This is a genomic window from Micromonospora sp. NPDC127501, assembly GCF_040302185.1.
Taxonomy (GTDB): domain Bacteria; phylum Actinomycetota; class Actinomycetes; order Mycobacteriales; family Micromonosporaceae; genus Micromonospora.
This window is the reverse complement of record NZ_JBEORJ010000007.1, coordinates 151,304-176,397: the sequence shown is the minus strand read 5'-3', so window position 1 is coordinate 176,397 and position 25,094 is coordinate 151,304. Positions and strand designations below refer to the sequence as shown.

The window sequence follows — 25,094 nt, the reverse complement described above, 5'->3', positions numbered from 1 at the left end:
CCGATGCCCGGAGCGGTCGTCACGCTCCGAGCGTGACATTTGTCAGGGCGGCCGGATTCCGGACGGACACAGCGGGTAACCGCCGGGCCGAGCCGCGACACCGGGAGGACGCGATGGGTGCCACGCCGCAGGGTCAGGTCGACACGGTCGTGCTGATCCACGGGCTCTGGATGACGCCGCGCAGCTGGGAGGGGTGGGCCCAGCGGTACACCGAGCGCGGCATGCACGTCATCGCCCCCGCCTGGCCCGGCATGGACCGCTCAGTGGAAGAGCTGCGCGACGATCCCGGCCCGATCGCCGAGCAGAGCATCGCCACGATCGTGGCGCACTACGACCGGATCATCCGGGGGCTGCCCCGCCCGCCGATCATCATGGGGCACTCGTTCGGCGGCCTGTTCACCCAGATCCTCGTCGACCGGGGCCTCGGCGCCGCGGCGGTCGGAGTGCACCCCGCGCAGGTGAAGGGCGTGCTCAAGGTGCCGCTGAGTCAGCTGCGCTCGGGCTTCCCGATCCTGCGCAGCCCCGCCAACCGCAACAAGGCCGTCCCGTTCACTGAGGACGACTTCGCCTACACCTTCGGCAACGCGATGAGCCGCGAGGAGTCCGACCGGGCGTGGCGACGCTACGCCGTCCCCGGCGCCGGGCGGGTCTACTTCGAGGGTGCGTTCGCCAACCTCGACCCGCGCTCGCCGGCCCGGGTCGATGTCGGGCGCAACGACCGGGCGCCGCTGCTGCTGATGGCCGGCGAGGTCGACCACGTGGTGCCGGCGTCGGTGGTCCGCGCCAACGCCGGGCTCTACCAGAAGTCCCGGGCCCTCACCGCGTACGAGCAGTTCGCCGGCCGGTCACACTTCACCGTCGGGCAGAACGGCTGGGAGCAGATCGCCGACTACGCGCTGGACTGGGCGCTGCGCGCGGCGGCCCTGCCCCGGGAGGCGACCATCGCCAGCGAGGCCCCCCGCCGCTGACCGGGGCTCGGGACATCCGGCGGCACGGCCCCAGCTTGGGTCAGGTGGGCATGCCCACGGTCAGGCGGGGTATCTCGGTGCGATGAGGGCCAGTTTCCGGCTTGGCCGGGTCGCGGGAGTGCCGGTCGGCGTCAACTGGAGCGTGCTGGTCATCTTCGCGTTGATCGCGTGGGGGTTGGCGGCGAACCAGTTCCCCCGTTCGTACCCGGACCGTTCGCCAGTGGCGTACCTGATCGCGGGCCTGGCCGCGGCGGTGGTGTTCTTCGTCGGCCTGCTCGCCCACGAGGTGTCGCACGCGGTGGTGGCCAAGCGCAACGGGCTGGAGGTCGACGGCATCACGCTGTGGCTGTTCGGCGGTGTGGCCGAGTTGCGGGGCGAGCCGCGTGACCCGGGCGCGGAATTGCGGATCGCGGGCGTCGGCCCGCTGGTCAGCCTGTTGATCGGGGCCTTCTTCGGTGCCATCGCGGCGCTGCTCGCGCTGGCCGGGCAGAGCGGGCTGCTGTTCGGGGCGGTGGCCTGGCTGGCGGGAATCAACGTGCTGCTGGCCGTCTTCAACGTGCTGCCGGCCGCGCCCCTGGACGGTGGTCGGTTGCTGCGTGCCGCGGTCTGGAAGGCCACCGGTGACCGGACCCGAGCGTCAGTGGTCGCCGCGCGGGCCGGCTGGGTGCTGGGTGTGCTGCTGATCGGCCTGGGGTTGTGGCAGTTCCTGTCCGGGGTCGGGTTCGGTGGGCTCTGGCTGGCGCTGATCGGCTGGTTCCTGATCGGGGCCGCCGGGATGGAGGAGCGGCAGGCCCGTACCGGCAACGCGCTGCGCGGGATTCGGGTGGGCGATGTGATGACCCCGCAGCCGCAGACCGCCTCGGCGCAGATGACTGTCGCGGACTTCGTCGACCACTACCTGTTCGCGTACCGGCATTCGGCGCTGCCGCTGACCGAGGACGGCCGACCGACCGGCCTGGTCACCGTCGACCGGGTGCGGGGCGTGCCACCGGAGCGGCGGGCGTCGACCACGCTGGCCGAGGTGGCCTGTCGGGCCGACGAACTGGTGCTGGCCCAGCCCGGTGAACAGCTCAACGACCTGCTCCCCCGGCTCTCCGAGTGTGCCGACGGCCGCGCGCTGGTGGTGACCGAAGACGGCCACCTGACCGGCATCGTCTCCCCCAGCGACATCAGCCGCGCCGTCCAACGCAGCACCCTCCGCACCCCCACCTCCACCCCCTCGCGTTGATCATGGGGTTGACGGGAGGACACGCCGGCCTCGGCACTGCCAACCCCATGATCAACGGAAGCGGCGACCGTCACGTTCGCTGACGCTGGAGGCGGCGACGGTGCTCTGGGCGATGACGAACCCACGCGCTCGGTCACCGGGGGAAGTAGCGGTCCAGGGCCTCGGTGCGGAACGTGCCCTTCGGGTCCAGGTCGGCCAGGAGCGCGGCGAAGTCGGCGTACCTCGGGTAGCGAGCGGACAGCTCGGCCGGGTCGGTGACGAAGACCTTGCCCCAGTGTGGGCGGGGCGCGAAGGGCGCCAGCCGCTCCTCCACGGCGGCCACCACGGGCAGCACCGCTGCGGTGTCGTCGACCCAGGTGAAGTGCAGCACGAAGCTGTCCCGCCGGTAGTTCGGGCTGAGCCACAGCTCGTCGGCCGCCACCGTCCGCAGCTCGGACACCAGCAGCACCGGGGCGATCAGATCCGCCAGGTCGTCCAGCGCGGCGAGCGCGTCCGCCGCCGCCGTCCGCGCGACGTGGTACTCGGACTGCAGTTCGTCGCCGCTGCTCGGGGTGAAGCCGAGCTTGAAGTGCGGCAGCCGCTCGTGCCACGGGCCCGGCTCGCCGAGCTGCGGGGTGCAGTTCTCCGCCGGCATACCGAGTACCGGGTGCCGGGGCTGGCTGGCGGCGGTGGTGCCCAGCCAGTCCGCCGGGGGTGGCGGCTGGTCGGCCACCTGCTTGCGCCACACCTCGCGCAGCCGGGGCTCACGGAAGTCGGTGAAGACACTCACGCTGTACGCCGAGCCGAGCGCCTCGTCCAACGCCGTCCGGTCCAGGTCGAGGCGTACGTACTGACGCAGCGCGAAGGTCGGCACGACGTCCACTGTCACGCGGGTGACCAGGCCGAGCGCGCCGAGCCCGACCACCATGCCGGCGAACGTGTCGGTGTCGCGGTCGACCCGGAGCAGATCGCCGTCGGCGGTGACCAACTCCAGGCCGGCGACCGCGCTGGCCAGGTTGCCGTGGGTCTGGCCGGAGCCGTGGGTGGCGGTGGCCACCGCGCCGGCCACCGAGATGTGCGGCAGCGAGGCGAGGTTGGCCAGCGCGTACCCCTGGGTGTGCAGCTGTCGGGCGACGTCGCCGTAGCGCAGCGCGCCGCTCACGGTGACCTGCCCCCGCTCGTGGTCCACCTCGACGACCGGGGGCAGCCCGGCGAGGCTGACCAGGTCACCGTCGGTGTCGCCGATACGGTTGAAGGAGTGCCCGCTGCCCACCGCGCGGATCCGGCTGCTGCCGGCGACGAGCCGGCGCAGTTCGTCGACGGAGGTGGGGCGGTGGAACGCCCTCGCGGCGTACCGCACGTTGCCGGCCCAGTTGCGGCGCGGAACGTCAGTGGTCGACGCGGCGTGCGATCCCTGCGCGGTCATGTGGCGGTCTCCCGATCGGTGCTCTGGTGGTCGGCCAACGCGGTGACGAGGGCGCCCAGAACCGTATCCGTCTGGAACGTGTTGTAGCCACGCTGGGCGATCGGCAGACCGGCAGTGGTGGCGCGTTCGATCTCTCCCCGGGCCGCCTGCCGGGCCGACGCGTCCCCGGACAGCAGCGCGTCCTGGCCACGTCGGATCAACCGGTCGACCCGGTCCATCTGGTAGCCACGCAGGCCGACCGGGAGCTCCGGGGTCTCGAAGGCGGCACGACGCAGCGCGAGCAGGTCGACGAAACGGCTGCCGGCATATTGGGTGAGCGCGGCCGACACCTGCTCGGGCTGCTCACGGACCTGGTCGAGGACGAGCAACTCGACTGCGGCTCGGCCGTCGAGCGGATGGCGGGCGGTCACCAGCTCACGCGGCACACCCTGCACCGGCACCATCAGCAGTCGCGGAGGTTTCGGGTAGCCGTCGCGTCGCGGCGGCTCGTCGAGGACCAGCACGTCCACCTCGGCCCACCCGATCTCCCGACGCAGGCCGGGCCGCCGGATGCTGAGCCCGTCCGCGTGGATCCTGAATCGGAACGGCCGCATCGCGCTGACCAGCGCCACCGCGCCGAGCGCTATCGCTCCCACCGCGATGATCGTCCGTAGCAGGGCGCCGTCGCTGGGATAGACCAACAGGAGCACTCCACCGAGTACGCAGACCAGGGCGAGCGCACGGGCCCCCCGATTCCGGCGCAGTTCCACGCTCGGACCCCCGTTTCATGACCGTGGCGTCGGTCCCGACATCTTCCGCCAGACCGGGCACCAAGGACACCGGTCGATCGGGCACGGTTGTTCCCGCCGTCGTCGGGGAACCCTACGCCCATGAGCAGCTACCGCGATCCGGCCGCACGAGGTGACGTCTTCCCCTCCGAGGAGGAGCTGGACCCCACCGGCACCGAGGTCGAGCAGGCCAGCGCGCCGCCGGCCGGCGGGTTTCCGAGCCACCCGTCGCCCACTCCCGGCCCTCGGCCCACACCGGCACCCGCGCCCGCCCCGACGCCGGTACCGGCACCCGGCCCGCCACCGCGCGCCCCTGGCGCACAGTCGATCGTGACGCGTCACCTGGACGGTTCGGTGGAGGTGGTCACCGACCTCGACGGTGACGGCGTCGCCGACATCGTCCAGATCGACGTGGACGGTGACGGGATCCCGGACATCACCTACGTGGACAGTGACCGCGACGGGCGGCTGGACACCGTGCTGGGCGACCCGAACGCGGTCGGGACGGGCGTCCACCGGGCCTGACCGGCGGCGTCGTCCCACGGCCACCGACTCAGAGCTTCGCCATCACCTCGCTGGCGACCAGCTCCAGGTGCTCCAGGTCGCTGAGGTCCAGCACCTGAAGGTAGAGCCGCTCGCTGCCGATCTCCGCGTACCGGCCGATGGTGTCCAGCACCTCGGCGGGCGTCCCGGCCAGACCGTTGGCCCGCAGCTCGTCGGGTTCGCGGCCGATGGCGGCGGCCCGGCGGGCCACCTCGGCGTCGTCGCGCCCGCAGCAGAGCACCAGGGCGTTGGACCAGACCATCCCGGCCGGGTCCCGGCCGATCTCGACGCAGGCCGCGCGGACCCGGTCGAACTGCGCCGCCGTGTCCGGCACCGAGGCGAACGGCAGGTTGAACTCGTCGGCGTAGCGGGCGGCCAGCCGAGGGGTGCGCTTCGGGCCCGTCCCGCCGAGCAGGATCGGAGGACGCGGCTGCTGCACGGGCTTGGGCAGTGCGGGCGAGTCACGGACCGGGTAGTACCGACCGTCGTGGTCGAACCGCTCCCCCGGCGGCGTGGCCCAGAGCCCGGTGATCACGGCGAGCTGCTCCTCCAGCCGTTCGAACCGCTCGCCCAGCGGCGGGAACGGGATTCCGTACGCGCTGTGCTCCTCGGCGTACCATCCGGTGCCGATGCCCAGCTCCACCCGGCCGCCGCTCATCTGGTCGACCTGCGCCACGGTGATCGCCAGCGGACCGGGCAGCCGGAAGGTGGCGGCGGTCATCAGCGTGCCGAGCCGGATACGGCTGGTCTCCCGGGCCAGGCCGGCGAGCGTGGTCCACGCGTCGGTGGGGCCGGGCTCGCCGCTCACGTCACCCATCATCAGGTAGTGGTCGGACCGGAAGAACGCGCCGTAGCCGGCGTCCTCCGCGCAGCGGGCGACGGCGAGCAACTGGTCGTAGGTGGCACCCTGCTGGGGCTCGGTGAAGATCCGAAGTTCCATGATCCGAGCATAGGGAGCCGATCGGCGGCGGCGCGTCGGGACGGCGACCGTCGTCGTATGCTTTGACAGTCATATGACGGAGGAGGCATATTGGGAAGGTGTCCACCGACGCCTTCACCGTCCTCGCCGAGCCCACCCGGCGCCGGATCCTCGATCAGCTCCGCGACGCCGAACGCAGCGTCGGCGAGCTGGTCGACGGGCTCGGGGTCAGCCAGCCAGCCGTCTCCAAACACCTGCGGGTGCTTCGCGACGCCGGCTTCGTCACCTGCCGGACGGCCGCCCGACAGCGGATCTACCGCCTCGACCCCGGGCCGCTGCGGGACGTCGACGGCTGGCTTGAGCCGTACCGGCGGCTCTGGGCCCGACACCTGGACGCCCTGGAACGGCACCTCGACAGTCAGGAGCAGTGAATGGACCGCGACGCGTTCCGCCCGAGCCCACCCGCCGACGTGCGCGCCGAGCCCACCGACGCCGGCGCGACCCTCGTCTTCGTCCGCGACCTGCGGCATCCGCCAGCCACCGTCTGGGCGGCACTGACCGACCCGGCCCAGCTCGCGCAGTGGGCACCGTTCCTCGCCGACCGCGATCTCGGCAACGCCGGCACCGCCGTGCTCACCCTCGTCGACGGCGAGACCACCCAGGAGGACCCGGCGACGGTACGCCGGGCCGAGCCGCCGCACCTGCTGGAGTACACCTGGGGCGACGACCTGCTGCGCTGGGAGCTGAGCCCACTGGGCAGCGGCACCCGGCTCACTCTGCGGCACACCGTCGGCGACCGGGGCATGGTGCCGATGGTCGCGGCCGGCTGGCACCTCTGCCTCGACGTGGCCGACCGGTTGCTCGACGGCGACCCGGTCGGCCCGATCCGCGGCGCGGAGGCCAAGGACTACGGCTGGCCCGAGCTGCGCGACGCGTACGCCGAACGGCTCGCCGAAGGCTGACCGGTGCGGTCCCGGCGGCCCCGGAGCCCGGAGCCGCCGGAACCCGGTCAGACGTACGGCCGCTTGGCGTACGCCTCGCGGAGCGCGGCCAGCCCGGTCGCCTTCGGCGTCAGGGTGCCCCAACCGGAGTTGAAGTAGTTGGTGCGCACGATCCGTGGCCCACGCTCGGCGTTGAGCTGGGCGATCGCCGCCGGCACCGTGGCGATCCAGGCCGCCTGGTCCGGGATCTCGGCCGACCTGACCCCCCACTCGGCGATGATCACCGGTCGGGACAGCGCCACCGGGCCGAGGTCCGCCACCGCCCAGTCCTTGGTCCGGCGAAACCGGGCCAGCGCGGTGTGGCTGGCGTTGGTGGCGTACGCGTTCCACTGGAGATAGTCGAGGCGGGACATCAGCGACTCCGGGTGGGTGCGCTGGAAGCAGGCCCTGTCGAAGCCGCCCAGCCCCACCGAGAAGGTCGTCCCGGCCGGCAACGTCCGTGCCTTGAACCACGTCAGGATGTAGTTCATCGCCTGCACCGCCCGAGCGTCCGACTCGGCCCAGGTGTACGCCTTGCCGTCCTCGGTGGTGCCGAACTCGTGATCGGTGTCCAATTCCGAGGCGAGCTGGATGTTCACCCCGAAACCGAGCGTCCGGTACTGCGACAGGGCGCGGGCCAGCAACCCGTCACACTGCCCCTTGATCACCTGGCCGTACCCGTACGCCTTCGGCCAGGTCGCGCCGGGTCGCTGCTGGATGGTCATCGTCGGCGCCGGCACGGTGTAGCTGGTGCCGTCCACCGCGAAGCTCTGCGGTCCGTTGCTCGAAGCGCCGTAGTGCTTCAGCTCCAGGACCATGTTCATCTGCACCCCGGCCTTGCCCAGGCTGATCAGCCAGGGCCGGTTGTAGCCGGGGAAGATGTAGCCGTCGGCGAGGCTGCGGTACTGGGTGAGCGACCGGAAGTTGCCGCCGGCCATGTCGGCGGTCGGGTCGGCGCCACCGGAGAGGTAGTAGCCGCCGAGCACGGGTTGGCCCAGGCTGTAGTCGGCGGCGGCCGTCGCGGTGTTGCCGGCGGCGTCGCGGACCTGGACGGTGACCCGGGGCATCACGCCACCGACCGGTACACGGCCACGGAGCCGTTGTCGGAAACCCGGGTCCAGGTACGTCCGGAGTTGTCGGCGACGGTCACTGTGAGCGGGTCGATGACCGCCGTGACCTTGACCGGCGCGCTGCTGTTGCCCTGCGCGTCGGTGACCACGATGGTGACGGTCAGCGGTTTGGTGTCGGCGTCTGAGTAGGTGACTGTCAGCAGCATCTGCTCACCCGGCGCGAAGACGGATGCGTTCAAGGCTGCGGTTGCGGTGGGAGCGGCCATGTCGGGCCCTTTCTGGCTCGGTCGCCAGGGCTCCGGCGCGCGGTTCAGCGACGTCGGACCCGGCGGGGTCCACAGTGCGAAAGGCCGGCGGGGCACGGGGACGGCAGGCACGGCCGGTGGGCGGCGTCGCCTGACTACCGACGGTGCTGACGTCCTTGTCCCGGTGGGCGGAGGCACCGCTGCGGGCGCCCGCAGGGGTGTCGGTGGCAGCCACGGCCTGTCGTACGCGCGATCGGCACGGCAGCTGTGCCGTGACCGCCGCGGCATTGAGGCCGGGCTGGGTGGGCGGCACCGGTGGGGACGATGTTGTCCCCGCCGGGCCGGAGGATCGGGATGTGGCCCGCCACCCGTCTACCTCCACCTGCCCCAAGGGTGCTCTACCAGGGGCTTTACCGTCTTGTCCGAATTGCGACAACCTCCGGCGAGGCTCGGCGCGACGGTTACTCGGGCGGCGTGCCCCGTACGGCCCAGGCCCGCGCGGTGAGCCGGATCGACCCGTCCGGCTCGACCGGCAGCCGGGCGGCCAGCGACTCCCGCAGCGCGGCCCGGTCGGGTTCGGCCAACGTCGCGACGTACCCCGGCGCCGACCCCTGACCGCCGAGGAACGGTGTCCAGTAGTCGGCGAAGTCGGTGAACGTCGTCGGCACGACGACCGGCCAGACCGACACGTCCCGCAAACCGGCCCGCTCCCACAGCGCGCGGAGCGCGTCGGGCTGGCACACAGTGGTGCGGTTCCCCTCGTTGAGCTTCGCCGAGGCCGGGTCGAGCTGTGCGGCGGCGGCCCAGAAGTGCCGCATCATCGCCATCCCCTCGGCGTAGTCCCAGACGTAGGCGGCCACCACCCCGGCCGGCCGGACCACCCGGGCGAACTCCGCCACCGCCCGCGCGGGCTCCGGCACGAAGTTGAGCGTCAATCCGCTGACCACCACGTCCGCGACACGATCGGGCAGCGGCAGAGCCCGCGCGTCACCGACCTGGAAGGCCGCCCGTGGGTCGGTGACCCGGGTACGCGCGACCGCGACGAAACCCTCCGACGGGTCGATGCCGGTTATCTCGACGGGGTCGTTGTGGCTGAGGATCGTCGAGGTCAGCGCCCCGGTGCCGCAGCCCACGTCGAGCCAGTGCCGCTCCGGCGCAACGGCCAATTCGCGCAGGAACTCCACAGCGACCAGGCGGCTCCACCGACCCACGTACGCCTCGTACGCGTCACCGTTCGCCCACACCGGCTGCACCATCCCGGAACGATACGACAGGCCAGGGTCGTCGGTGCTGGCGTTCAGTCGAGATGGTCGGCGGGGGCGGTCTGGAGCAGCCAGGCCAACGGCATCCGCGCCCGCGTCTCGTAGCTGCCGTCCCCGCCCAGCCGGTGCAGAATGACCGTCTGCGCGCCGTCCCGATCGACCACCCCCGCGGCGCCGATCACCGCATCCGAACGCTCAGCGACGCCGCCGCGCCGGGTCGAGCAGGGCGGGCGGAGTGTCGAACTTCTCGGCTGCGGCGAGGTCGACCCCGGGTGCGACGATCGCGTCGATCGCGTCGAGCACGTCGGCCGGGAGCACGGTGTCCGCGGCGGCGAGTTGGGCGTGCAGGTGGTCGATGGTGCGGGGGCCGATGATCGCGCTGGTCACGGCCGGGTGCGCCGTGACGAACCCGAGTGCGAGCTGGATCAGGGTGAGCCCCGCCTCGTCGGCGACGGTGGCCAGCTGCTCGACGGCGTGGAGCCGGGCCTGGTTGGCCGGGACGCTGAGGTCGAAGCGGGCGGGCAGGAGCGCCGAGCGACTGGTGGTGATCTCCCGGCCGGCGCGGATCGCACCGGAGAGCCAGCCCGAGGCGAGCGGGCTCCAGGCGAGCACGCCGAGCCCGTACTGCTCGGTCACGGGCAGGACGTGGGCCTCGATCCCCCGTTGCAGGATCGAGTAGCTGGGCTGCTCAGTCACGTACCGGCCCAGGTGATGTTCCCGCGCGGCCCACTCGGCCTGCACGATGCGGTAGGCGGGGAAGGTCGAGGAGCCGAAGTAACGGATCTTGCCCGCCCGTTGCAGGTCGGTCAGCGCCGACAGGGTCTCCTCGTCGCTGGTGGTCGGGTCCCACCGGTGGATCTGGTAGAGGTCGACGTGATCGACGCCGAGACGGCGCAGGCTGTTGTCCAACTCGGTGACCAGCCAGCGGCGCGAGCTGCCCCGCTGATTGCGCTCGTCGCCCATCGGCATGCCGGCCTTCGTGGCCAGCACGATGTCGTCGCGGCGGCCGGCGATGGCCTTGCCGACCATCTCCTCCGACTCGCCCTGGCTGTACATGTCGGCGGTGTCGATCAGGTTGATCCCGGCTTCCAGCGCGGCGTCGACGATCGCCGTCGCCTCGCCCTGGGTGGTGTGACCCAGTTTGCCGAAGTTCATCGCGCCGAGCACGAGGGTGCTGACCTGGACGCCGGTGCGCCCCAGGGTGCGGTACTGCATGGCTGTTCCTCCACGGAAGGGTGAGGTGACACTGGCCCACCCGCTCTGGCATCCTGAGCAAGTGGAACCACGTTCCGCTAAAAACGATACGGAACAGTGTTCCGTTTGCCAAGTGACGGGGGTAACGGCGCGGTGGCCGACATCGACAGCGAATCGGGGAGGTCGACCCCGCGGAAGCGGGCCGACGCCCGGCGCAACGAGGCGACACTGCTGGACGCGGCCGCCGCTGCCTTCGTCACCTCGGGCGTGGACGCGCCCGTACGCGACATCGCCGCTCGGGCCGGCGTCGGCGTGGGCACCATCTACCGCCACTTTCCGACCCGCGCCGACCTCATCGTCGCCGTCTACCGGCACCAGGTCGAGGCATGCGCGGAGGCGGGCCCGACGCTGCTGGCCGACAGCAGCACACCGCACGCCGCCCTCGCCCAGTGGATCAACCTCTTCGTCGACTTCCTGGTCACCAAGCACGGCCTCGCCGAGGCGCTCCAGTCCGACGACGCGGCCTTCCAGACCCTGCACGCCTATTTTCTGGACCGCCTCGTGCCGGTGTGCGCCCAACTGCTCGACGCCGCCGCCGCAGCCGGCGAGATCCGCCCCGACGTGACCGCCTTCGAGTTGCTGCGCGGTGTCGGCAATCTCTGCATCGGCGCCGGCGAACCCCGCTACGACGCGCGCCGCATGGTGGAACTCCTCGTCGCGGGGCTGCGCCAACGCCAGAGCGCCGGGCCGCGATAGCTTATTGATCATGACGGACTGGGAGCTTCGGCCGGCCTCGGTGGCGGACGTCGAGGCGGTGGCCGAGTTGCGGGCGGTGGTGCTGCGGGCCGATCTGGAGCGGCTCGGGCGGTACGACGAACAGCGGGTGCGGCAGCGCCTGCGCGACGGGTTCGCACCGGCGTACACCTGGGTCGTCGAGGTGGACGGCGCGTTCGCCGGCTGCGTGGCGTTGCGGCCCGACGCGGACGCCCACTGGTTGGAGCACTTCTACCTGGCCCCGCGACTACAGGGCAGTGGCATAGGCACGGCCGTGCTGCGCGAACTGCTGAATCGGTGCGACCGCCTCGGCACGCCGGTGCGGCTGAACGTGCTGCGGGGCAGCCCGGCTCGGAGGCTGTACGAGCGGCACGGATTCACCCTCGACACCGAGGACCCGGTGGACGTGTTCATGGTCCGCGCACCCAGGACGACCGCCACCGAGGCTCGGACAGTGTCAATGTAACGTTGACAGATGACGTCGGAGCTGACTCGGTTGGCGGAGGTCCGTGCCACCCGCGCTCGCCTGGACGAGCAGGAGCTGGAGATCATCGACCGCGCGCGCCACGACGGTGCGACGTGGGCCCAGATCGCGACGGCACTCGGCCTCGGCAGCCGGCAGGCCGCCGAGCAGCGTCGACAACGGCTGGTGGCGGCGCGATGGTCGCGGCGGCAGCAGCTCGACCTCCGGATGCCTCCGCAGATCGCGGCGCTGCGGGCGGCGGTGGCCGACCTCACCCGGTGGATCGGCGCCGATCAGCGGTGGGACAGCCGATTTCGTCGAGCGGCGCTCGTGCGGAGCACCGTGGACGCCGCGTTGGACGCCGCCCCGGGCTCGCTGCACGCGTTGGCACTGCTCCTCGCCACCGATCTCGCCGAAGCGGGTGACCGACTGCCCGCGCCCGCTCGGATCGCCGCCACGAAGATCGAAGCCGCCCTGTCAACGGACCGTTGACAACCTGCAGCGGCATTGCCTACGCCTCGCTCAACATTGAGGATATGAGTCACCTCGACTCAATCCGGAGTGCTCATGCGTCGCAACGCGGGCCTGTTCGTGGCGATCTCCCTGCTGTCCGGCTTCGGCAGCAGCGCCATGTCCCTGGTCGCCGGCATCTGGATCCTGGATCTCACCGGCTCCACCAGCCTCGCCGCCCTCGCCGGGCTCTGCGTCTACGCCCCGGTGCTCGCCGGCCCGTGGCTGGGCGGTCTGCTCGACCGGGCACCCCGGCGGCCCCTGGTCATCGCCGTCAACCTCATGCTGGCGGCCGCCCTGCTGGCGCTCCTCGCGGTGCGCGGGCCGGGACAGACCTGGCTCATCTTCGCCGTCTCGTGCGCCTACGGCGTCAGCTACGTGCTGATCGACGCGGGTGAGACGGCGCTGCTGCCGTCCGCGCTGTCACCGACGGAACTCGGCGACGTCAATGGCTGGCGCTCCAGCGCGCAGGAGGGCATGAAGCTCGTCGCTCCCCTGGCTGGGGCCGGCCTCTACGCGTGGCACGGCGGTCACGCGGTCGTCGTCCTCAGTGCGGCCATGCCGGTCCTGGTCGCGACCCTGTATGCGGTGCTCCGCCTGAACCGGACGCCTACCGAGCGCCGCACCGAACGCGGCGGCGGCCCGCGTACCGGACTGGTGGTTCTGTTCGGACAGCGGGCGACACGTCTGCCGGTCGTACTCGCCGCGGTGTCGATCGCCATGTCCGGCTTCACGACGGCGGGAATCTACGCGATCGTCGTCACCGAGCTGCGCCTACCGACGACGTTCCTGGGTGTGCTGGCCAGCGCGCAGGGCGCCGGTTCCATTCTCGGTGGCCTGATCGTCGGCCGGCTCATCGCGGCGAGAGGTCCCGTTGCCGTCGGTGTCGCCGGAACGGCGCTGTTCGCGATCGGCTGCCTGGCGCGCTGCCTGCCGTGGTGGCCGGCCACTGTCGTCGGGGCGGTGGTGGCCGGCGTCGGGCTGCCCTGGACCCTGGTCGCGGCGGTGACCGCCGTGCAGACCCACACGCCGTCGGCACTGCTGGGACGGGTCTCCGCGACGGCCAACACCGCGATGTTCGGACCGCTCGTCGTCGCGATCCCGCTCGGCTCCGCGGCCGTCCACCTCGGCGCCCGCCCGCCGCTCATGGCCGCCACGGCGCTCTGCCTGACCGCCGTGGTGGTGGCCACGTTCCGCCGCCGGTCGACGCCACCCGACGAGACACCGATCGCGCTCTCGCCGCGCCGAACGGCGGGAACGGGTCCGGCCAGCCGCTGACCGGGTTCACCCGCGCACCGGATGGGTCGCCTGGAAGGCCAGCCGGCGGTCCGCGTCGGCGGCGATCTGGTCGAGGATGTCGTCCAGGTCGAGGAACACCGACCACCGCTCGCGGCCGGTGGCCTCGGCCAGCCGGTCCACGAGCAACCCTTCCAGGTCGGTGACCCGCTTTCCCTTCCACACCTTGTCGGCCACGCTGACCAGCAGGTCGTCGACGCCGATGCCGTCCTGGTGCCAGGACGCGTGGTCGCGCGCGAACCGGGCGAGCGCCTCGGAGACACCATGCCCCAGCAGCAGCTCGTGGCCGGCGGGCTCGTGGGCGGATCCGGGCCCGGACAACTCCTCCGGGTGCAGGACCTTGCCGATGTCGTGGGTGGCGGCCCCGAAGAGCACCGCCTCACGGTCGAACGGAAGCTGCGGGAACCTCTCCGCCATCGCGTCGGTCAGCTGCGCGGCGACGTCGTGCACGGCCCGCAGGTGCGCGGCGAGACGCGGCGGCGCGTGCAGGGTCTCCAACAGGGCGACGACCCGGTCGGGCAGGGACCGTAGTGGCGGGTCCGCGGGTGCGGTGAGAGCACGGCGCAGGGGGTCGGCGGTCACGGCGGCAAGGGTACGACTCAGAGCAGCCTGGCCAGGGCCTGCGCGGCGGGGGTGTCCGGTGCCGCCTGGTAGGCGATGATCACCTGCCCCTCGGCACCGGCGATGGCGAGCGTCTCCCGTCGCAGCGTGAGCGGACCGACGACGGGATGGTTGAAGCGCTTGACCTCGTCGCGTGTCGGCCGTACGTCGTGCAGAGTCCAGTTGTCCCGGAAAAGGCTGTCGGTCAGTAGCGAGGAGATGAGTTCGGCGGTCGCGGGATCGCGCGGGTCGGCTTCGGCGCGGAGCGCGGCGGCGCTCTGCGCGGCGATCTGCGTCCAGTCGGGAAACAGCGCACGCGCCGCGGGGTCGAGGAACATGCCGCGGACCAGGTTCTGACCGGGCGTGTAGAGCGGGGAGAGCGCCATGGCGAGCTTGTTGGCCGCCAGCACGTCGAAGCGGCGGTCGCGGACGTACGCGGGTGTCTGGCTCCACGAGTCGATGAGCTGCTGCACCGCGTCGGAGACCGCCGTGTGCTCGAACCCGTGCGGCGGAGCGTCGGCGAGCGCGGTGAAATGTGCCCTCTCGTCGGGATTCAGCCGCAACGCGCTCGCCAGGGCGTTCAGCACCTGCGGTGAGGGATTGCGGTCCTTGCCCTGCTCCAGACGGGTCAGATAGTGCTGGCTGACGCCGGCCAGGTGGGCCAGTTCGTCACGGCGCAGGCCCGGCACGCGTCGGCGTCCGAACGACGTCAGCCCCGCCTCGTCCGGCCGGACCCGCCCGCGACGTGCCCTGAGGAAGTCGCCGAGCGCGTTCTCGCCTTTCATTCCCGCCAGCCTAACCCTGTCAGGGTGCTGGCAGCCTGGCGTCCGCCGCCGCATGGTCGGGTCATGAAGACATGGTTCATCACCGGCGCATCCCGCGGCTTCGGCCGCATCTGGGCCGAAGCCGCGCTCACACGCGGAGATCGGGTCGCCGCGACCGCCCGCAACCACAAGGCGCTTCAGGATCTGACCGAGGCGTACGGGGACCAGGTTCTGCCACTGACCCTCGATGTGACCGACCGCTCGGCCGTGTTCGACGCGGTGTCCCGGGCAGCGAAAACGTTCGGCCAATTGGACGTCGTGGTCAACAACGCCGGCTATGGCCTGTTCGGCATGGTCGAGGAGGCGACTGAGGAGCAGGCCCGCGCGCAGCTGGAGACGAACTTCTTCGGCGCTCTCTGGGTGACCCAGGCCGCCCTGCCGGTGCTGCGCGCGCAGGGCACCGGTCACATCCTCCAGGTTTCCAGCATCGGAGGGGTCGGGGCCTTTCCCACCCTCGGGCTCTACAACGCGTCGAAGTGGGCACTGGAGGGGCTCAGCGAGGCGCTGTCCGCCGAACTCGCCCCACTCGGTCCGAAGGTGACGATCGTGGAGCCGGGACCGTTCGGCACCGACTGGTCCGGCGACTCGGCCGTGCACACGGAGCCGATCGGGGCCTATGAGCCCGTACGGCAGGCGCGCCGGGCCGGGGCGGCCGTCCGCACACCGGACGATCCCGCGCTGACCGCCGGGGTCATCCTGCAACTTGTCGACTCCGAGGAGCCGCCGCTGCGCCTGTTCCTCGGGCCGTACCCGTACCTTCTCGCCGAGACGTTGTATCGGGACCGGCTCGCGACCTGGAACGACTGGCGCTGGCTGGCGGAGCAGGCGGCACCGCGCCAGGAGGGGTGACCCGGCGAGCCAGCCCTGAACCGTCCGCCGTCCGTCTGGATACTGTCTAGTCATGCCGCTCAGTCCGGACGAGGTCGAGCTGTTCGAGCACTCCAGGCCTCGCCTGGAGGCGATCGCCTATCGCCTGCTGGGTTCGGCGAGCGACGCGGAGGACGCCGTCCAGGACACCTTCCTGCGCTGGCAGGGCGCCGACCGGGAGCACGTCGAGACGCCCGAGGCGTGGCTGACGAAGGTCCTCACCAACGTCTGTCTCAATCAGCTGACCTCGGCGCGGGCCAGGCGGGAGACCTATGTGGGCACGTGGCTGCCCGAACCGGTCCTCGCCGGGGACCGGATGCTCGGCCCGCTCGACACCGCCGAGCAACGCGAGTCGGTCTCGATGGCGGTGCTCACCCTGCTGGAGCGGTTGTCGCCCAACGAGCGCGCGGTGTACGTGCTGCGGGAGGCCTTCGGCTACTCGCACGGTGAGATCGCCGAGATCCTCGGCATCACCGAGTCGAACTGCCAGCAGACCTACCGGCGTGCCAAGCAGCACGTCACCGCCGAACGGGCCCGCGCGGAGGTCGACCGGGCCACCGCCCGCAAGATCGTCGCGGAGTTCCTCACGGCGGCCAACAACGGTGAGATACAGCGGCTGGTGGAGTTGCTGACCGACAACGCGACGAGCACCGCCGACGGCGGCGGCAAGATCCCGGCCCGGGCCGCGCCGATCGTCGGCGCTCTGGCGGTGGCGAAGTTCCTGCGTGGCCTGTTCAAGCCCGCCGACGTCAAACGGGACCTGGTCGGTGGCAGCCCGGCCATCTACGTCACCACCGCCAACGGCGCTCCGGCAGCGGTGGTCGTGATCGACGACCGGGTCATCGGCGTGATGTCGGTGCAGGTGACGCCCGAGGGTGTCACTGCCATCCACAACCAGGTCAACCCCGACAAGCTCGTCCGGGCCACCCGGCAGTGGTCCACCTCTGAGCACGAGGAGCCCACCCTCCGCGTCTGGTGACCCAGCTCATAGCCAGCTCCTGTCAGCAATCGCGCCGCTGTCCGGTTCAGGAAGCGACCACCACCGAGACAGGAGTGCCACCATGAAGCACCGCATCGTCGTCCTCGGAGCGGGTTACGCCGGGGCAATGGCCGCCGGGCGCCTCGCCAAGCGGCTGCACCCGGACGACACCGAGATCACCGTCATCAACGCCGACGCGGATTTCGTCGAGCGGGTTCGCATGCACCAACTCGCCACCGGGCAGGACCTCAAACCACGCCCCCTGAGCGAGGTCTACGCCGGCACCGGCGTCAAGCCTCGGCTGGCCCGGGTCACCGCCGTCGACGCCGATCGCAGGACCGTCGCGCTCACCGACGACAACGGCACCGACGAGATCACCTACGACACGCTCGTCTACGCCCTCGGCAGCGTCACCGCCGACCACGGCGTCCCCGGGGTCACCGAGCACGCGTACGACGTCGCCGGTAGGCCCTCGGCGCTGCGGTTGCGCGACCGCCTCGCCCACCTCGCGGCCGGCGGGACCGTGCTCGTCGTCGGCGGCGGCCTCACCGGCCTCGAAGCGGTCACCGAGATCGCCGAGACCCGGCCGGACCTCGACGTCGCGCTCGCCGCCCGCGGCGGTCTCGGCGACTGGCTCAACGGCAAGGCGCAGCAGCACCTGCGTGGCGTCTGCGACCGGCTCGGCATCACCGTGTACGAGCACACCGACATCGCGCGGGTCGAGGCGGCCGGTGCGGTCACCCGCGACGGTCGGGAGATCCCGGCCCAGGTGACGGTGTGGACGACCGGCTTCGCCGTGCATCCCATCGCCGCCGCCACGACCCTGGCGGTCGCGGAGACCGGGCAGATCATCGTCGACGCCAGCATGCGGTCGGTCTCACACCCAGAGGTGTACGCGGTGGGCGACGCCGCGATCGCCGAAGGGCCGGGCGGCAAGCCGCTGCGGATGTCCTGCGCCTCGGGCATTCCGATGGCCTGGCAGGCCGCCGACGCCATCGCCGCACGCCTGACCGGTCGGGCGAAGTTCCCCAAGGCTCCGCTGCGCTACTTCAACCAGTGCATCAGCCTCGGCCGCCGCGACGGCATCATCCAGTACGTGACCGCCGACGACCGGGCCAGGCCAGCCCTCCTCACCGGGAAGCTGGCGGCCCGCTACAAGGAGTTCGTCTGCACGGGCGCCGCCTGGAGCATCGCGCACCCGGTCCTGTACCCGGTCCGCCGCCACCGCGTCGTCCCGACCCGAACGGAGGTCCACACGGCCGCGTCCTGAGCGGACACGCGCCAGCCCTAGGCTGTCGCGATGGCGGCGCAGCATGTGGTGATCGATCTCGACGAACACGGTCATGAACCGGCCGAACGGAGCGACATCACCCACGGGATCGTCGCGAACAGGCGGAACGTGCTCCTTCCGCTCGTCGCCGCCTTCGTGATCGGTGTGGTGCTCGGCGGTATCGGTGTCGGTGAGTTGCGAGACTCTCGCGCGCAACGCGAACGCTCCGCTGTGGTCTCCCTCGTGGCCCTACCCGAGTCGGGCTATTCCGGAGGCTCGAACAGCAGGGGAACCGTCGTGTTGGACGGGCAGCTGACACTGATCAACACCGGCCCCGCGCCGATCACGATCCGCGCGGTTCAGGCAGAGAGGCCCGGCGTCCAGGTACGTGGCAGGGGCCAGGCCCGGCACGTCCGCCCGGGTGGCATCGGCCAGATCCGCGTCGATCTGCAATTGGAGTGCGCGACGGCGTTCGACCTGGAGCCGTTGTCGGTGCGGTTCTCCGTCGAGACGGAGGACAAGCGGCTCAGAGAGGTGCGCTACCCGGTCGCTCTCGTCGGAAGTGCCTGGCAGGAGAACGCCCTGCACCTGTGCGAGCCCCGACTGGATTCGTAACCGGAAGCCGGCAGCCTTGCGTTCACGCTGACTGCGTCTGCTCGACCAGGTGCACCAGCATCAGCGCCGTCCTCTTGTCGGGTTGCACGAGAGCGGTGCGGATGAGGTACGTGCCACGAGCCAGGTTCACGGTGAGGTGGGTGGTGTGCTCCAGCCCGTCGCCGGTGTAGCCGGAGTCGAACAACTCGGCCGACCCGCTGGTCGTCCACGTGCCCGCGTCCTCCCAGTCGGCGATCTCGACCGCCCGGGGAACGAGGCGGACGACCTCTGCCTCGGAGACGGCGTAGAGCCACCGCACGAAGATCCGCCGGTCCGGCAGGTACGTGGTGGAAGCCGGTTCGTCGGCCAGAACGAGCGCCTGGTCGGTACCGACATCGAGCACCCCCACGTAACCGTCGACGTCGCAGGCCCGGCCGTAGTCACCCCAGGAGTCATCGTCGTCGTCCGACGCGCCCTTCCACTCGCCGAGAGCCGCCGTCGGCACGGCGACGAGCGGCCCGCCGCCCGAATCGACCCACGGCAGTTGGCTGACCGGCCTGCGCGTACGAGCGAGGACGCCGGCCAGGTCGGTCATGTCGGTCACGATCGCGTCGGCACCGGCGGCGGCGAGGCGTTCGGCCTTGCCGGGTTTGTTGGCGTACCCGATGCAGGCGACACCGGCGGCTCGGGCGGCGGCAATGTCGGTGATCGAGTCACCGATCAGAACAGCGGCATCGGGTGCGACCTGCAACGCTTGCAGGGCCTGCTCGACCGGCACGGGGTTGGGCTTCAGCAGATCGGGATGCTCGCCTCGGCCGATGACGGCGGCGAAGTAGCGGGCCCGGTCGCGGCGCCCGAGATAGGCGCCGATGGCTGCGGCGGAGTTGTTGCTGACGATGGCGAGGGGGCGCCCCGTCGCCAGGCACGCCGCGACCAGGTCGAAGGCTCCGATCGTGGTCTCCGCGGACGCCGCCGCCTCGACCTCCGCCGCCGCCAGGGCCGCACCGACGACGCCGACCAGCTCGGGCGCGACCACAGCGGTCGCGCGGAACAGCTCCAGCGGGTCGTTCCCGTCGCGCAGCTCGTCGGGCAGGACGACGCCCCGGCTGAGGATCAGCTGACGCAGCTCGGCGGCGATGCGCGGCGCGGCCCTGCTGCCGAACAGACGGCAGATCGGACCGTCGAAGTCGACCAGTACGACTTCGGCCCGCTCGGCGATGTCGGCGAGCCGGTCGGGTGGCCGTTCTGCCTCGCTTGTCACCATGCGCTCCCGCAAGCCGTCTCCGCCATCAAGGCTGTCGATCCTAGAGGCCGACGTCGCGGCGGGGCGCATGCCGGGCTCAGTCCTCCGGTTGTTGACCCGTGGACGGCCCATCGGCCCCAGCCTGGCGCTCGGCCTGCCAGACGGCGTGGCCTTTGAGCAGATATCCGATCCAGTAGATCGCGAAGAGGATCAGGAAGCACGCGAAGAACACTCCCGAGATGATGCTCGCGAGGACGAGCGCCCCCTCGCCGTCGCTCAGTCCATAGATCGCGAAGCCGACAAGGCCCAGGAGAAAGAAGAACACCATGTAGAGCGGCAGTGTCGAGCCGTCGGCTGGGTGGGGCGCGCGAGGCAACCACGGGACGCGAAGGTCATTGCTGATCACCTGCCGAGTATCGGGGACGCGCTCGGTTGCCGTCTGTCCCTGGCAGACACTCGTCAGCGCTGCCGCCCGGTAGCAGGTCCCGCTCCGCCTCGACCGGGGGAGGTCGATGCGGAGCGGGACCGTCGACGGTCTACCCGTCAGAACCCGTCCCATTGACGGGCCGAGCATTTCCAGGTCTTCCCGCCGTCCTGCGAGATGCAGACCGCGAGGATCGTGCCGAGGAACGGAAGCCTGAAGGTGAAGATATGGGCCTTGGTCTTCGCGTACACGACGCCGGAGTTCTCGGCGATGTCGGCCAGCGCCCACCCCGGGTCCGGTGCTTTCACTGTCGCCACCCGGCGCATCGACTCGATGTCCTTGCCGTCCAGCAGCGCCTTGATCTCGTCCGCCGTAGGCTCACCATCGCCGATCAGCGTCTCCACCGTGTCCGGGCCGTCGACGGCGACGCCATTGGCCTTCTCAAAGGCGGCCTTCGTCCCGCCGACCGTGGTGCTGCCAGCGAGGTCGAGGGTGAAGATCAGATCGCCCGTCCGGCGTGACAACAGGCACTGCCAGATGGTCTTACCCGACGCGACGCACATGGTCAGGCACCACTCCCGGCCGTCGGAGGTGGACGAGGCGAAGAGCAGGGACGTCGCCGTCCCGCTGTCGCCGCTGCCGTCGTACGCGCCGTCGGCGAGGTCGGCCATGGTGGTGCCGAGGACGTCCCGACTGCCCGGAATCGTGCCGACGACCTTGACACCGTCGACCTCCTTGCCGGCGGCGAGCGCTGCGAGTTGGTCGCCGGTGAGGGTCCGCCCACCGGTGTCGACGGCCAGCACCTTGTCCAGGTCGCCGACGGGTCGGCCGGTCAGGTCCTCGAGCTGGTGAAGCATCGCGCCCGGGGCACCGGGGTGGTCGGTGATCGTCGTCCGGGCCTCCCCCTCGGCGGCCTGCGACGGTGCGTACGAAGCGGTCAGCCCGATGATCAGGGCGGTCGTGACGATGGTGGCGCGCCTGGTGATGTCCCGCAGAGTTGTCATCCTGTCCTCATCTCGGTGATCCGTGTCGGCGGGGCGGGACGGGCTACCAGCGACATGTGACGATGTCGCCGAAGTCGTTGGGGGACCCCAGGTCGCAGTGGTCGTCGATCCACTCACCGATCTCACCGATCGTGTCCACGATCCAGGCGATCGCCGACTTGATCGCGCCCCAGATGCTGAAGTAGACGACTGTCGTCTCGGGGGTGCCGCCGGCCTCGTCGATGACATCCTTCGTCGACATGGCGGCGTTGGGCTTCTCGATGATGTCCAGCACCCGTACCCCGGTGGTGTCCTTGCCGGCCAGCAGCGCTTCGACCTGCTCCGGGGTCCGCTCCTTGCCGTCGTCGACCGCCACGATCGCGCGGTCGATCAGCACCTCACGGCTGCCGCTGACGGCCTGGGCGATGCCGGCCATCTCGCCCACCGTGAGGTCGTTGCCGAGCGCGGGGCCGGTGAACCGCCGCACCGACACGGCACCCGCCGGGTCGATCCGGATCTCGTCGGCCGTGATCATGTCGTCCGCTCCGAACGGCGCCCAGGCGAACGTCCACTGCCCGGCGACGCAGCGGAACTGGCCGTACTCCCGGCCTTCGGGCGCGGTGTCGGTACGGACGACTTCGCCGCGCTCGTCGACGTGCTGGACCACGCAGTCGGCGCCCTTCCGCGGCGGCTTCTCGGTCTGGGCCACGGCGGCGGAGGACATGGCCAGCACCGTCCCGCTGACCACCCCGATCACCGCGAGGCGGTGTGCCAAACGACTCATCGAACGCTCCATTCCTGGTGCGGAGGAAACTGGTGTCCGAAGAGTGGCGGGGCGCGCTGAAGCGGCCCGGAAACGGCGCTGAAAGCGGGGTACGTCAGTGCAGCCGCGTGGCGTCGAGCTGATCGAGGTCGGCGCGGACCGAGCCGGCGTCGGCATCGCCGAGCTCGTCGAGGATGGTCAGGGCTCGGCGCCACGCGGCACGGGTGGCGGGGACGTCGCCGAGGGCCCGGTGGCTGCCGCCGAGATTGACGTACGTGCTGGCTTCGGCGTACCGGTCGTTGACCTGCGTGAAGAGTTCGAGGGCGTGCTCGTAGCAGGCGATCGCGCGCCGGTGGTCCCCGAGCTGGTGGTGGGCGTGGCCGAGGCTGTCCCAGGTGTCGGCCTGCCCCTGGACGTCGTCCACCTCCTGCAACATCCGCAGCGCCTCGCCACACGATTCGAGGGCGTGGTGGTAGTTGCCGAGCAGCGCTTCCTGCCAACCGACCGCGTTGAGGGTGTACCCCTGCCCGGCCCGGTTTCCGGTCCCCCGGAACAGGGCCAGCGCCCGCCGGGAATGGCACAGCGCCTGCTGGTGCTGCCCCTGCCGCTCGGCCAGTTGGCCAAGGTTCAGGCAGGTGTGCGCCCGTCCGGCGTCGTCGCCGACGTCGGTGAACAGGTCGAGCGCGCGCCGCAGGTGGTCGTCGGCCTCGTCGTACCGTCGGAGCCGGGAGCAGGCGAGACCGAGGCTGCGGTGCGCGTGCCCCTGCCCCGCCTGATCCCCGATGCGGGACGCGGCGGCCAGAGCGATCTGTTGCGTGCCGAGCCAGTCCTGCCAGTGCCCCTGCCGGTGCAGGAAGCCGGCCATGGTCCAGGCGAGCCGCCAGGCGTGTCCCTCGAACCCGGACCGCGCCGCGAGCGGTACCGCGGCGAGCAGGACGGGGACCTCGGTGGTGAACCACGCCGCGGCGGCCGACCGGCTCCTGGGGCGCTCCGGCGTCACACCCGCCCGGGGTGGCGGGAGGCTGATCGCGCTGAAGTGCGGGTGCAGTGCCAGGTCGGCGGCGTGGGCGGTGTGCAGGCAGTGGTCGAGCAGCCGGTGCACGGCGGCCCGATGCTCGGCCGGCGGCTCAGTCTCGTCGGCGAGGCTGGCGGCGTACGCGCGCAGCAGGTCGTGGAACGCGTAGCGCCCGTACGTGTGCTCGGCGAAGAGATTCGCCCGGGTCAACTCGGTGAGCAGGGGGCCGGTCGCCTGACCGTCGACCCCGGCCAGGCTGGCCACGGCCGGGGCGGAGACGTCCGGGCCGGGATGCAGGCTCAACAGCCGGAACAGCCGCGCCGCAGGTGGGCTGAGCGTCCGGCACGACCAGGAGAAGACCGCCCGTACGTCGGTGGCCTCGTCGCCTGCGCGGAAGGCGTCCAGGTCGCCCAGCTCGCCGGCGACGGCGGCCAACGAGAAGTGCCGGTTGGTGGCGGCTCTGGCGGCCACGATGGCCAGGGCGATGGGCAGCCGCGCGCACCGGTCGGCGATGGTGTCGGCCGCGGCGGGTTCGGCGGCGACCTGGCGCTCCCCGAGCCGGCGGACCAGCATGTCGCGGGCCTCGCCGGGGCTCAGCAGGTCGAGGGGCACCGGTTGGGCGCTTTCGGTGACGACCAGCGGAATGAGCTGGTCGCGGCTGGTGACGATGGCGAGGCAGTCCGGCGAGCCGGGCAGCAGCGGCCGGACCTGTTCCGCGTCGCGCGCGTTGTCCAGCACCACCAGCAGTCGCTTGCCCGCCACAGTCGTGCGGTACAAGCTCACCATCGCGTCCGGGTCGCGGGGCATCCGGGCCGCCGGAACGCCGAGCGCCTCCAGGAAGCCGTGCAGCGCTCGCGCCGGCTCGGTCGGTGTGGCCGCCGGGTCGAAGCCGCGCAGGTTGACGTAGAGCTGCCCGTCGGGGAAGCGCTCGGCCGCGCGGTGCGCCCAGTGCACGGCGAGCGCGGTCTTGCCGACGCCTGCGGTCCCGGACACCACGACGGCGCCGCCCCGGTCGACCAGCGCGTCGAGGGCCGCCAGCTCCGCGTGGCGTCCGGTGAACGTGGGTACGGGGGGAGGCAGCTGCGCCGCGACCCGCGTTGGTGCCGCCGCGGCCGGTGCGGCGATCGCGGTGTCCTGGCGCAGGATGGCGCACTCCAGGTCGCGTAGCCGCGGACCGGGGTCGAGGCCGAGGTTCTCCCGCAGGTTGTCGCGCAGCCGCCGGTACGTGGCGACCGCCTCGCCCTGCCGGCCGTCGCGGTACAGGGCGAGCATCAACTGCGCGTGCAGGTGCTCGTCGAAGGGGTGCTGTCGGACGAGCCGTTCCAACCCGGGGACGAGGCCGGCGTGCTCGCCGACGGACAGCCGGGCCTCGGCGAGCGATCGTTCGGCCTCCAACCGTAGGCGTGCCAGGTGATCCGCCTGCTCCTCAAGCCAGGCCGACCCGGCCACGTCGGCCAGCGGTGGGCCCCGCCACAGTGCCACCGCGGCCGTCAGGTGCCTCACCTGCTCGTTGCGGTCCGTCGAGCGTCGGGCCAGCTCGATGAGGCGCTCGGCGGCCTGGACATCCGTGGAGTCCGGACCGGTGTCGAGCAGATATCCGGGCTGACGCGCGACGATCGCCCCGGGCTCGCCGAGCACCCCGCGTAGGTAGGAGACGTGGCGTTGCAACGTGTTCGCCGCGGTGGCCGGTAGCTGGTCGCCCCAGACCACGTCGATGAGCCGGTCGATGCTGACGACACGGCCCGCGTGCAGCGCCAACGTGGCCAGTACCGCCTTGCGGCGCACGCCGTTCACCGCCTGCGGACTGCCGTCGACGACCACCTCCACCGGCCCGAGCAGCCTGACGCGCACGCCCGTACCAACCATCGAGACCACCGAGTCAGGCTAAATCTCCAGCCCGGCATGCCC

Annotated in this window: 28 protein-coding genes; 13 read left to right on the top strand and 15 right to left on the bottom strand. The window is 71.5% G+C overall.

Going from position 1 to position 25,094, the window contains the following annotated elements:
• Nucleotides 1–32: 32 nt before the first annotated feature.
• Both ABTW72_RS18410 and ABTW72_RS18405 read left to right on the top strand, forming a co-directional pair.
• A complete protein-coding gene (locus ABTW72_RS18410) occupies nucleotides 33–968 on the top strand; it encodes an alpha/beta hydrolase (RefSeq protein WP_350860236.1) in 936 nt (311 codons plus the stop codon).
• An 82-nt stretch (nucleotides 969–1,050) separates the two neighbouring features.
• On the top strand, nucleotides 1,051–2,196 hold the full coding sequence (locus ABTW72_RS18405; RefSeq protein ID WP_350860235.1) for a site-2 protease family protein: 1,146 nt from the start codon (nucleotides 1,051–1,053) through the stop codon (nucleotides 2,194–2,196).
• Nucleotides 2,197–2,329: 133 nt separating this feature from the next.
• Here the strand turns inward: ABTW72_RS18405 and ABTW72_RS18400 are convergent, their stop codons facing one another.
• A complete protein-coding gene (locus ABTW72_RS18400; protein ID WP_350860234.1) occupies nucleotides 2,330–3,601 on the bottom strand; it encodes an FAD-binding protein in 1,272 nt (423 codons plus the stop codon).
• Nucleotides 3,598–4,350, bottom strand: coding sequence for a hypothetical protein (locus ABTW72_RS18395; RefSeq protein ID WP_350860233.1), 753 nt, complete (start codon nucleotides 4,348–4,350; stop codon nucleotides 3,598–3,600). The genes ABTW72_RS18400 and ABTW72_RS18395 overlap by 4 nt, the downstream gene beginning before the upstream one ends.
• 120 nt (nucleotides 4,351–4,470) lie before the next feature.
• Between ABTW72_RS18395 and ABTW72_RS18390 the strand changes: the two genes are divergently transcribed.
• Nucleotides 4,471–4,893 (top strand): hypothetical protein, encoded by a 423-nt coding sequence (locus ABTW72_RS18390; RefSeq protein ID WP_350860232.1) that lies wholly within the window; start codon nucleotides 4,471–4,473, stop codon nucleotides 4,891–4,893.
• Between the two features lie 28 nt (nucleotides 4,894–4,921).
• Here ABTW72_RS18390 and ABTW72_RS18385 read toward each other — a convergent pair whose 3' ends face one another.
• A complete protein-coding gene (locus tag ABTW72_RS18385) occupies nucleotides 4,922–5,851 on the bottom strand; it encodes an LLM class F420-dependent oxidoreductase (RefSeq protein WP_350860231.1) in 930 nt (309 codons plus the stop codon).
• A gap of 98 nt (nucleotides 5,852–5,949) precedes the next feature.
• Here ABTW72_RS18385 and ABTW72_RS18380 point away from each other — a divergent pair, with 98 nt between their 5' ends.
• Nucleotides 5,950–6,261 carry an ArsR/SmtB family transcription factor gene (locus ABTW72_RS18380; protein WP_091409152.1) on the top strand — a complete coding sequence of 104 codons (312 nt, stop codon included), beginning with the start codon at nucleotides 5,950–5,952 and terminating at the stop codon, nucleotides 6,259–6,261.
• Nucleotides 6,262–6,792, top strand: coding sequence for an SRPBCC family protein (locus ABTW72_RS18375; protein WP_350860230.1), 531 nt, complete (start codon nucleotides 6,262–6,264; stop codon nucleotides 6,790–6,792). It begins immediately after the preceding gene.
• Nucleotides 6,793–6,839: 47 nt separating this feature from the next.
• Here the strand turns inward: ABTW72_RS18375 and ABTW72_RS18370 are convergent, their stop codons facing one another.
• The 5 genes from ABTW72_RS18370 to ABTW72_RS18350 form a co-directional block, all read right to left on the bottom strand.
• Nucleotides 6,840–7,877, bottom strand: coding sequence for a hypothetical protein (locus ABTW72_RS18370; protein WP_350860229.1), 1,038 nt, complete (start codon nucleotides 7,875–7,877; stop codon nucleotides 6,840–6,842).
• Nucleotides 7,877–8,146: a hypothetical protein gene (locus ABTW72_RS18365; RefSeq protein ID WP_350860228.1), complete on the bottom strand. Its 270-nt coding sequence runs from the start codon at nucleotides 8,144–8,146 to the stop codon at nucleotides 7,877–7,879. The genes ABTW72_RS18370 and ABTW72_RS18365 overlap by 1 nt, the downstream gene beginning before the upstream one ends.
• A 440-nt stretch (nucleotides 8,147–8,586) precedes the next feature.
• Nucleotides 8,587–9,381: a class I SAM-dependent methyltransferase gene (locus tag ABTW72_RS18360; RefSeq protein WP_350860227.1), complete on the bottom strand. Its 795-nt coding sequence runs from the start codon at nucleotides 9,379–9,381 to the stop codon at nucleotides 8,587–8,589.
• A 41-nt stretch (nucleotides 9,382–9,422) separates the two neighbouring features.
• Nucleotides 9,423–9,569 carry a hypothetical protein gene (locus ABTW72_RS18355; RefSeq protein ID WP_350860226.1) on the bottom strand — a complete coding sequence of 49 codons (147 nt, stop codon included), beginning with the start codon at nucleotides 9,567–9,569 and terminating at the stop codon, nucleotides 9,423–9,425.
• A gap of 13 nt (nucleotides 9,570–9,582) precedes the next feature.
• Nucleotides 9,583–10,602: an aldo/keto reductase gene (locus tag ABTW72_RS18350; protein WP_350860225.1), complete on the bottom strand. Its 1,020-nt coding sequence runs from the start codon at nucleotides 10,600–10,602 to the stop codon at nucleotides 9,583–9,585.
• A 141-nt stretch (nucleotides 10,603–10,743) separates the two neighbouring features.
• On the opposite strand from ABTW72_RS18350, the gene ABTW72_RS18345 reads away from it, so the two are divergent.
• From ABTW72_RS18345 to ABTW72_RS18330, 4 genes are all read left to right on the top strand, one after another.
• On the top strand, nucleotides 10,744–11,337 hold the full coding sequence (locus ABTW72_RS18345; RefSeq protein ID WP_502892224.1) for a TetR/AcrR family transcriptional regulator: 594 nt from the start codon (nucleotides 10,744–10,746) through the stop codon (nucleotides 11,335–11,337).
• A gap of 10 nt (nucleotides 11,338–11,347) precedes the next feature.
• Nucleotides 11,348–11,821: a GNAT family N-acetyltransferase gene (locus ABTW72_RS18340; protein ID WP_350860224.1), complete on the top strand. Its 474-nt coding sequence runs from the start codon at nucleotides 11,348–11,350 to the stop codon at nucleotides 11,819–11,821.
• Between the two features lie 9 nt (nucleotides 11,822–11,830).
• A complete protein-coding gene (locus ABTW72_RS18335; protein ID WP_350860223.1) occupies nucleotides 11,831–12,310 on the top strand; it encodes a hypothetical protein in 480 nt (159 codons plus the stop codon).
• Between the two features lie 75 nt (nucleotides 12,311–12,385).
• On the top strand, nucleotides 12,386–13,606 hold the full coding sequence (locus ABTW72_RS18330; protein WP_350860221.1) for an MFS transporter: 1,221 nt from the start codon (nucleotides 12,386–12,388) through the stop codon (nucleotides 13,604–13,606).
• Nucleotides 13,607–13,612: 6 nt separating this feature from the next.
• Here ABTW72_RS18330 and ABTW72_RS18325 read toward each other — a convergent pair whose 3' ends face one another.
• On the bottom strand, nucleotides 13,613–14,206 hold the full coding sequence (locus ABTW72_RS18325; RefSeq protein WP_350860220.1) for an HD domain-containing protein: 594 nt from the start codon (nucleotides 14,204–14,206) through the stop codon (nucleotides 13,613–13,615).
• A gap of 17 nt (nucleotides 14,207–14,223) precedes the next feature.
• A complete protein-coding gene (locus tag ABTW72_RS18320; RefSeq protein ID WP_350860218.1) occupies nucleotides 14,224–15,009 on the bottom strand; it encodes a helix-turn-helix domain-containing protein in 786 nt (261 codons plus the stop codon).
• A 63-nt stretch (nucleotides 15,010–15,072) separates the two neighbouring features.
• Between ABTW72_RS18320 and ABTW72_RS18315 the strand changes: the two genes are divergently transcribed.
• The 4 genes from ABTW72_RS18315 (at nucleotide 15,073) to ABTW72_RS18300 (ending at nucleotide 18,779) form a co-directional block, all read left to right on the top strand.
• Nucleotides 15,073–15,897 carry an SDR family NAD(P)-dependent oxidoreductase gene (locus tag ABTW72_RS18315; RefSeq protein WP_350860216.1) on the top strand — a complete coding sequence of 275 codons (825 nt, stop codon included), beginning with the start codon at nucleotides 15,073–15,075 and terminating at the stop codon, nucleotides 15,895–15,897.
• A gap of 52 nt (nucleotides 15,898–15,949) precedes the next feature.
• Complete coding sequence (locus ABTW72_RS18310) at nucleotides 15,950–16,894, top strand: RNA polymerase sigma-70 factor (protein WP_350860214.1); 945 nt, start codon at nucleotides 15,950–15,952, stop codon at nucleotides 16,892–16,894.
• A gap of 82 nt (nucleotides 16,895–16,976) precedes the next feature.
• A complete protein-coding gene (locus tag ABTW72_RS18305) occupies nucleotides 16,977–18,164 on the top strand; it encodes an NAD(P)/FAD-dependent oxidoreductase (RefSeq protein WP_350860212.1) in 1,188 nt (395 codons plus the stop codon).
• 30 nt (nucleotides 18,165–18,194) lie between these two features.
• Entirely contained in the window at nucleotides 18,195–18,779 is a 585-nt protein-coding gene (locus tag ABTW72_RS18300; RefSeq protein WP_350860210.1) for a hypothetical protein, read from the top strand.
• Nucleotides 18,780–18,801: 22 nt separating this feature from the next.
• Here ABTW72_RS18300 and ABTW72_RS18295 read toward each other — a convergent pair whose 3' ends face one another.
• The 5 genes from ABTW72_RS18295 to ABTW72_RS18275 all read right to left on the bottom strand — a co-directional run bounded on the left by ABTW72_RS18295 (nucleotide 18,802) and on the right by ABTW72_RS18275 (nucleotide 25,052).
• Nucleotides 18,802–20,019, bottom strand: a complete 1,218-nt coding sequence (locus ABTW72_RS18295) for an Imm21 family immunity protein (protein ID WP_350860208.1) — start codon at nucleotides 20,017–20,019, stop codon at nucleotides 18,802–18,804.
• A 79-nt stretch (nucleotides 20,020–20,098) separates the two neighbouring features.
• Entirely contained in the window at nucleotides 20,099–20,407 is a 309-nt protein-coding gene (locus ABTW72_RS18290) for a hypothetical protein (protein ID WP_350860206.1), read from the bottom strand.
• A 137-nt stretch (nucleotides 20,408–20,544) separates the two neighbouring features.
• The gene (locus tag ABTW72_RS18285) at nucleotides 20,545–21,429 is read right to left on the bottom strand and encodes a hypothetical protein (RefSeq protein ID WP_350860204.1); all 885 of its coding nucleotides are present in this window, start codon (nucleotides 21,427–21,429) and stop codon (nucleotides 20,545–20,547) included.
• A 43-nt stretch (nucleotides 21,430–21,472) separates the two neighbouring features.
• Complete coding sequence (locus ABTW72_RS18280; RefSeq protein ID WP_350860202.1) at nucleotides 21,473–22,192, bottom strand: hypothetical protein; 720 nt, start codon at nucleotides 22,190–22,192, stop codon at nucleotides 21,473–21,475.
• A gap of 94 nt (nucleotides 22,193–22,286) precedes the next feature.
• Nucleotides 22,287–25,052 carry an AfsR/SARP family transcriptional regulator gene (locus ABTW72_RS18275; RefSeq protein ID WP_350860488.1) on the bottom strand — a complete coding sequence of 922 codons (2,766 nt, stop codon included), beginning with the start codon at nucleotides 25,050–25,052 and terminating at the stop codon, nucleotides 22,287–22,289.
• Nucleotides 25,053–25,094 lie beyond the last annotated feature (42 nt).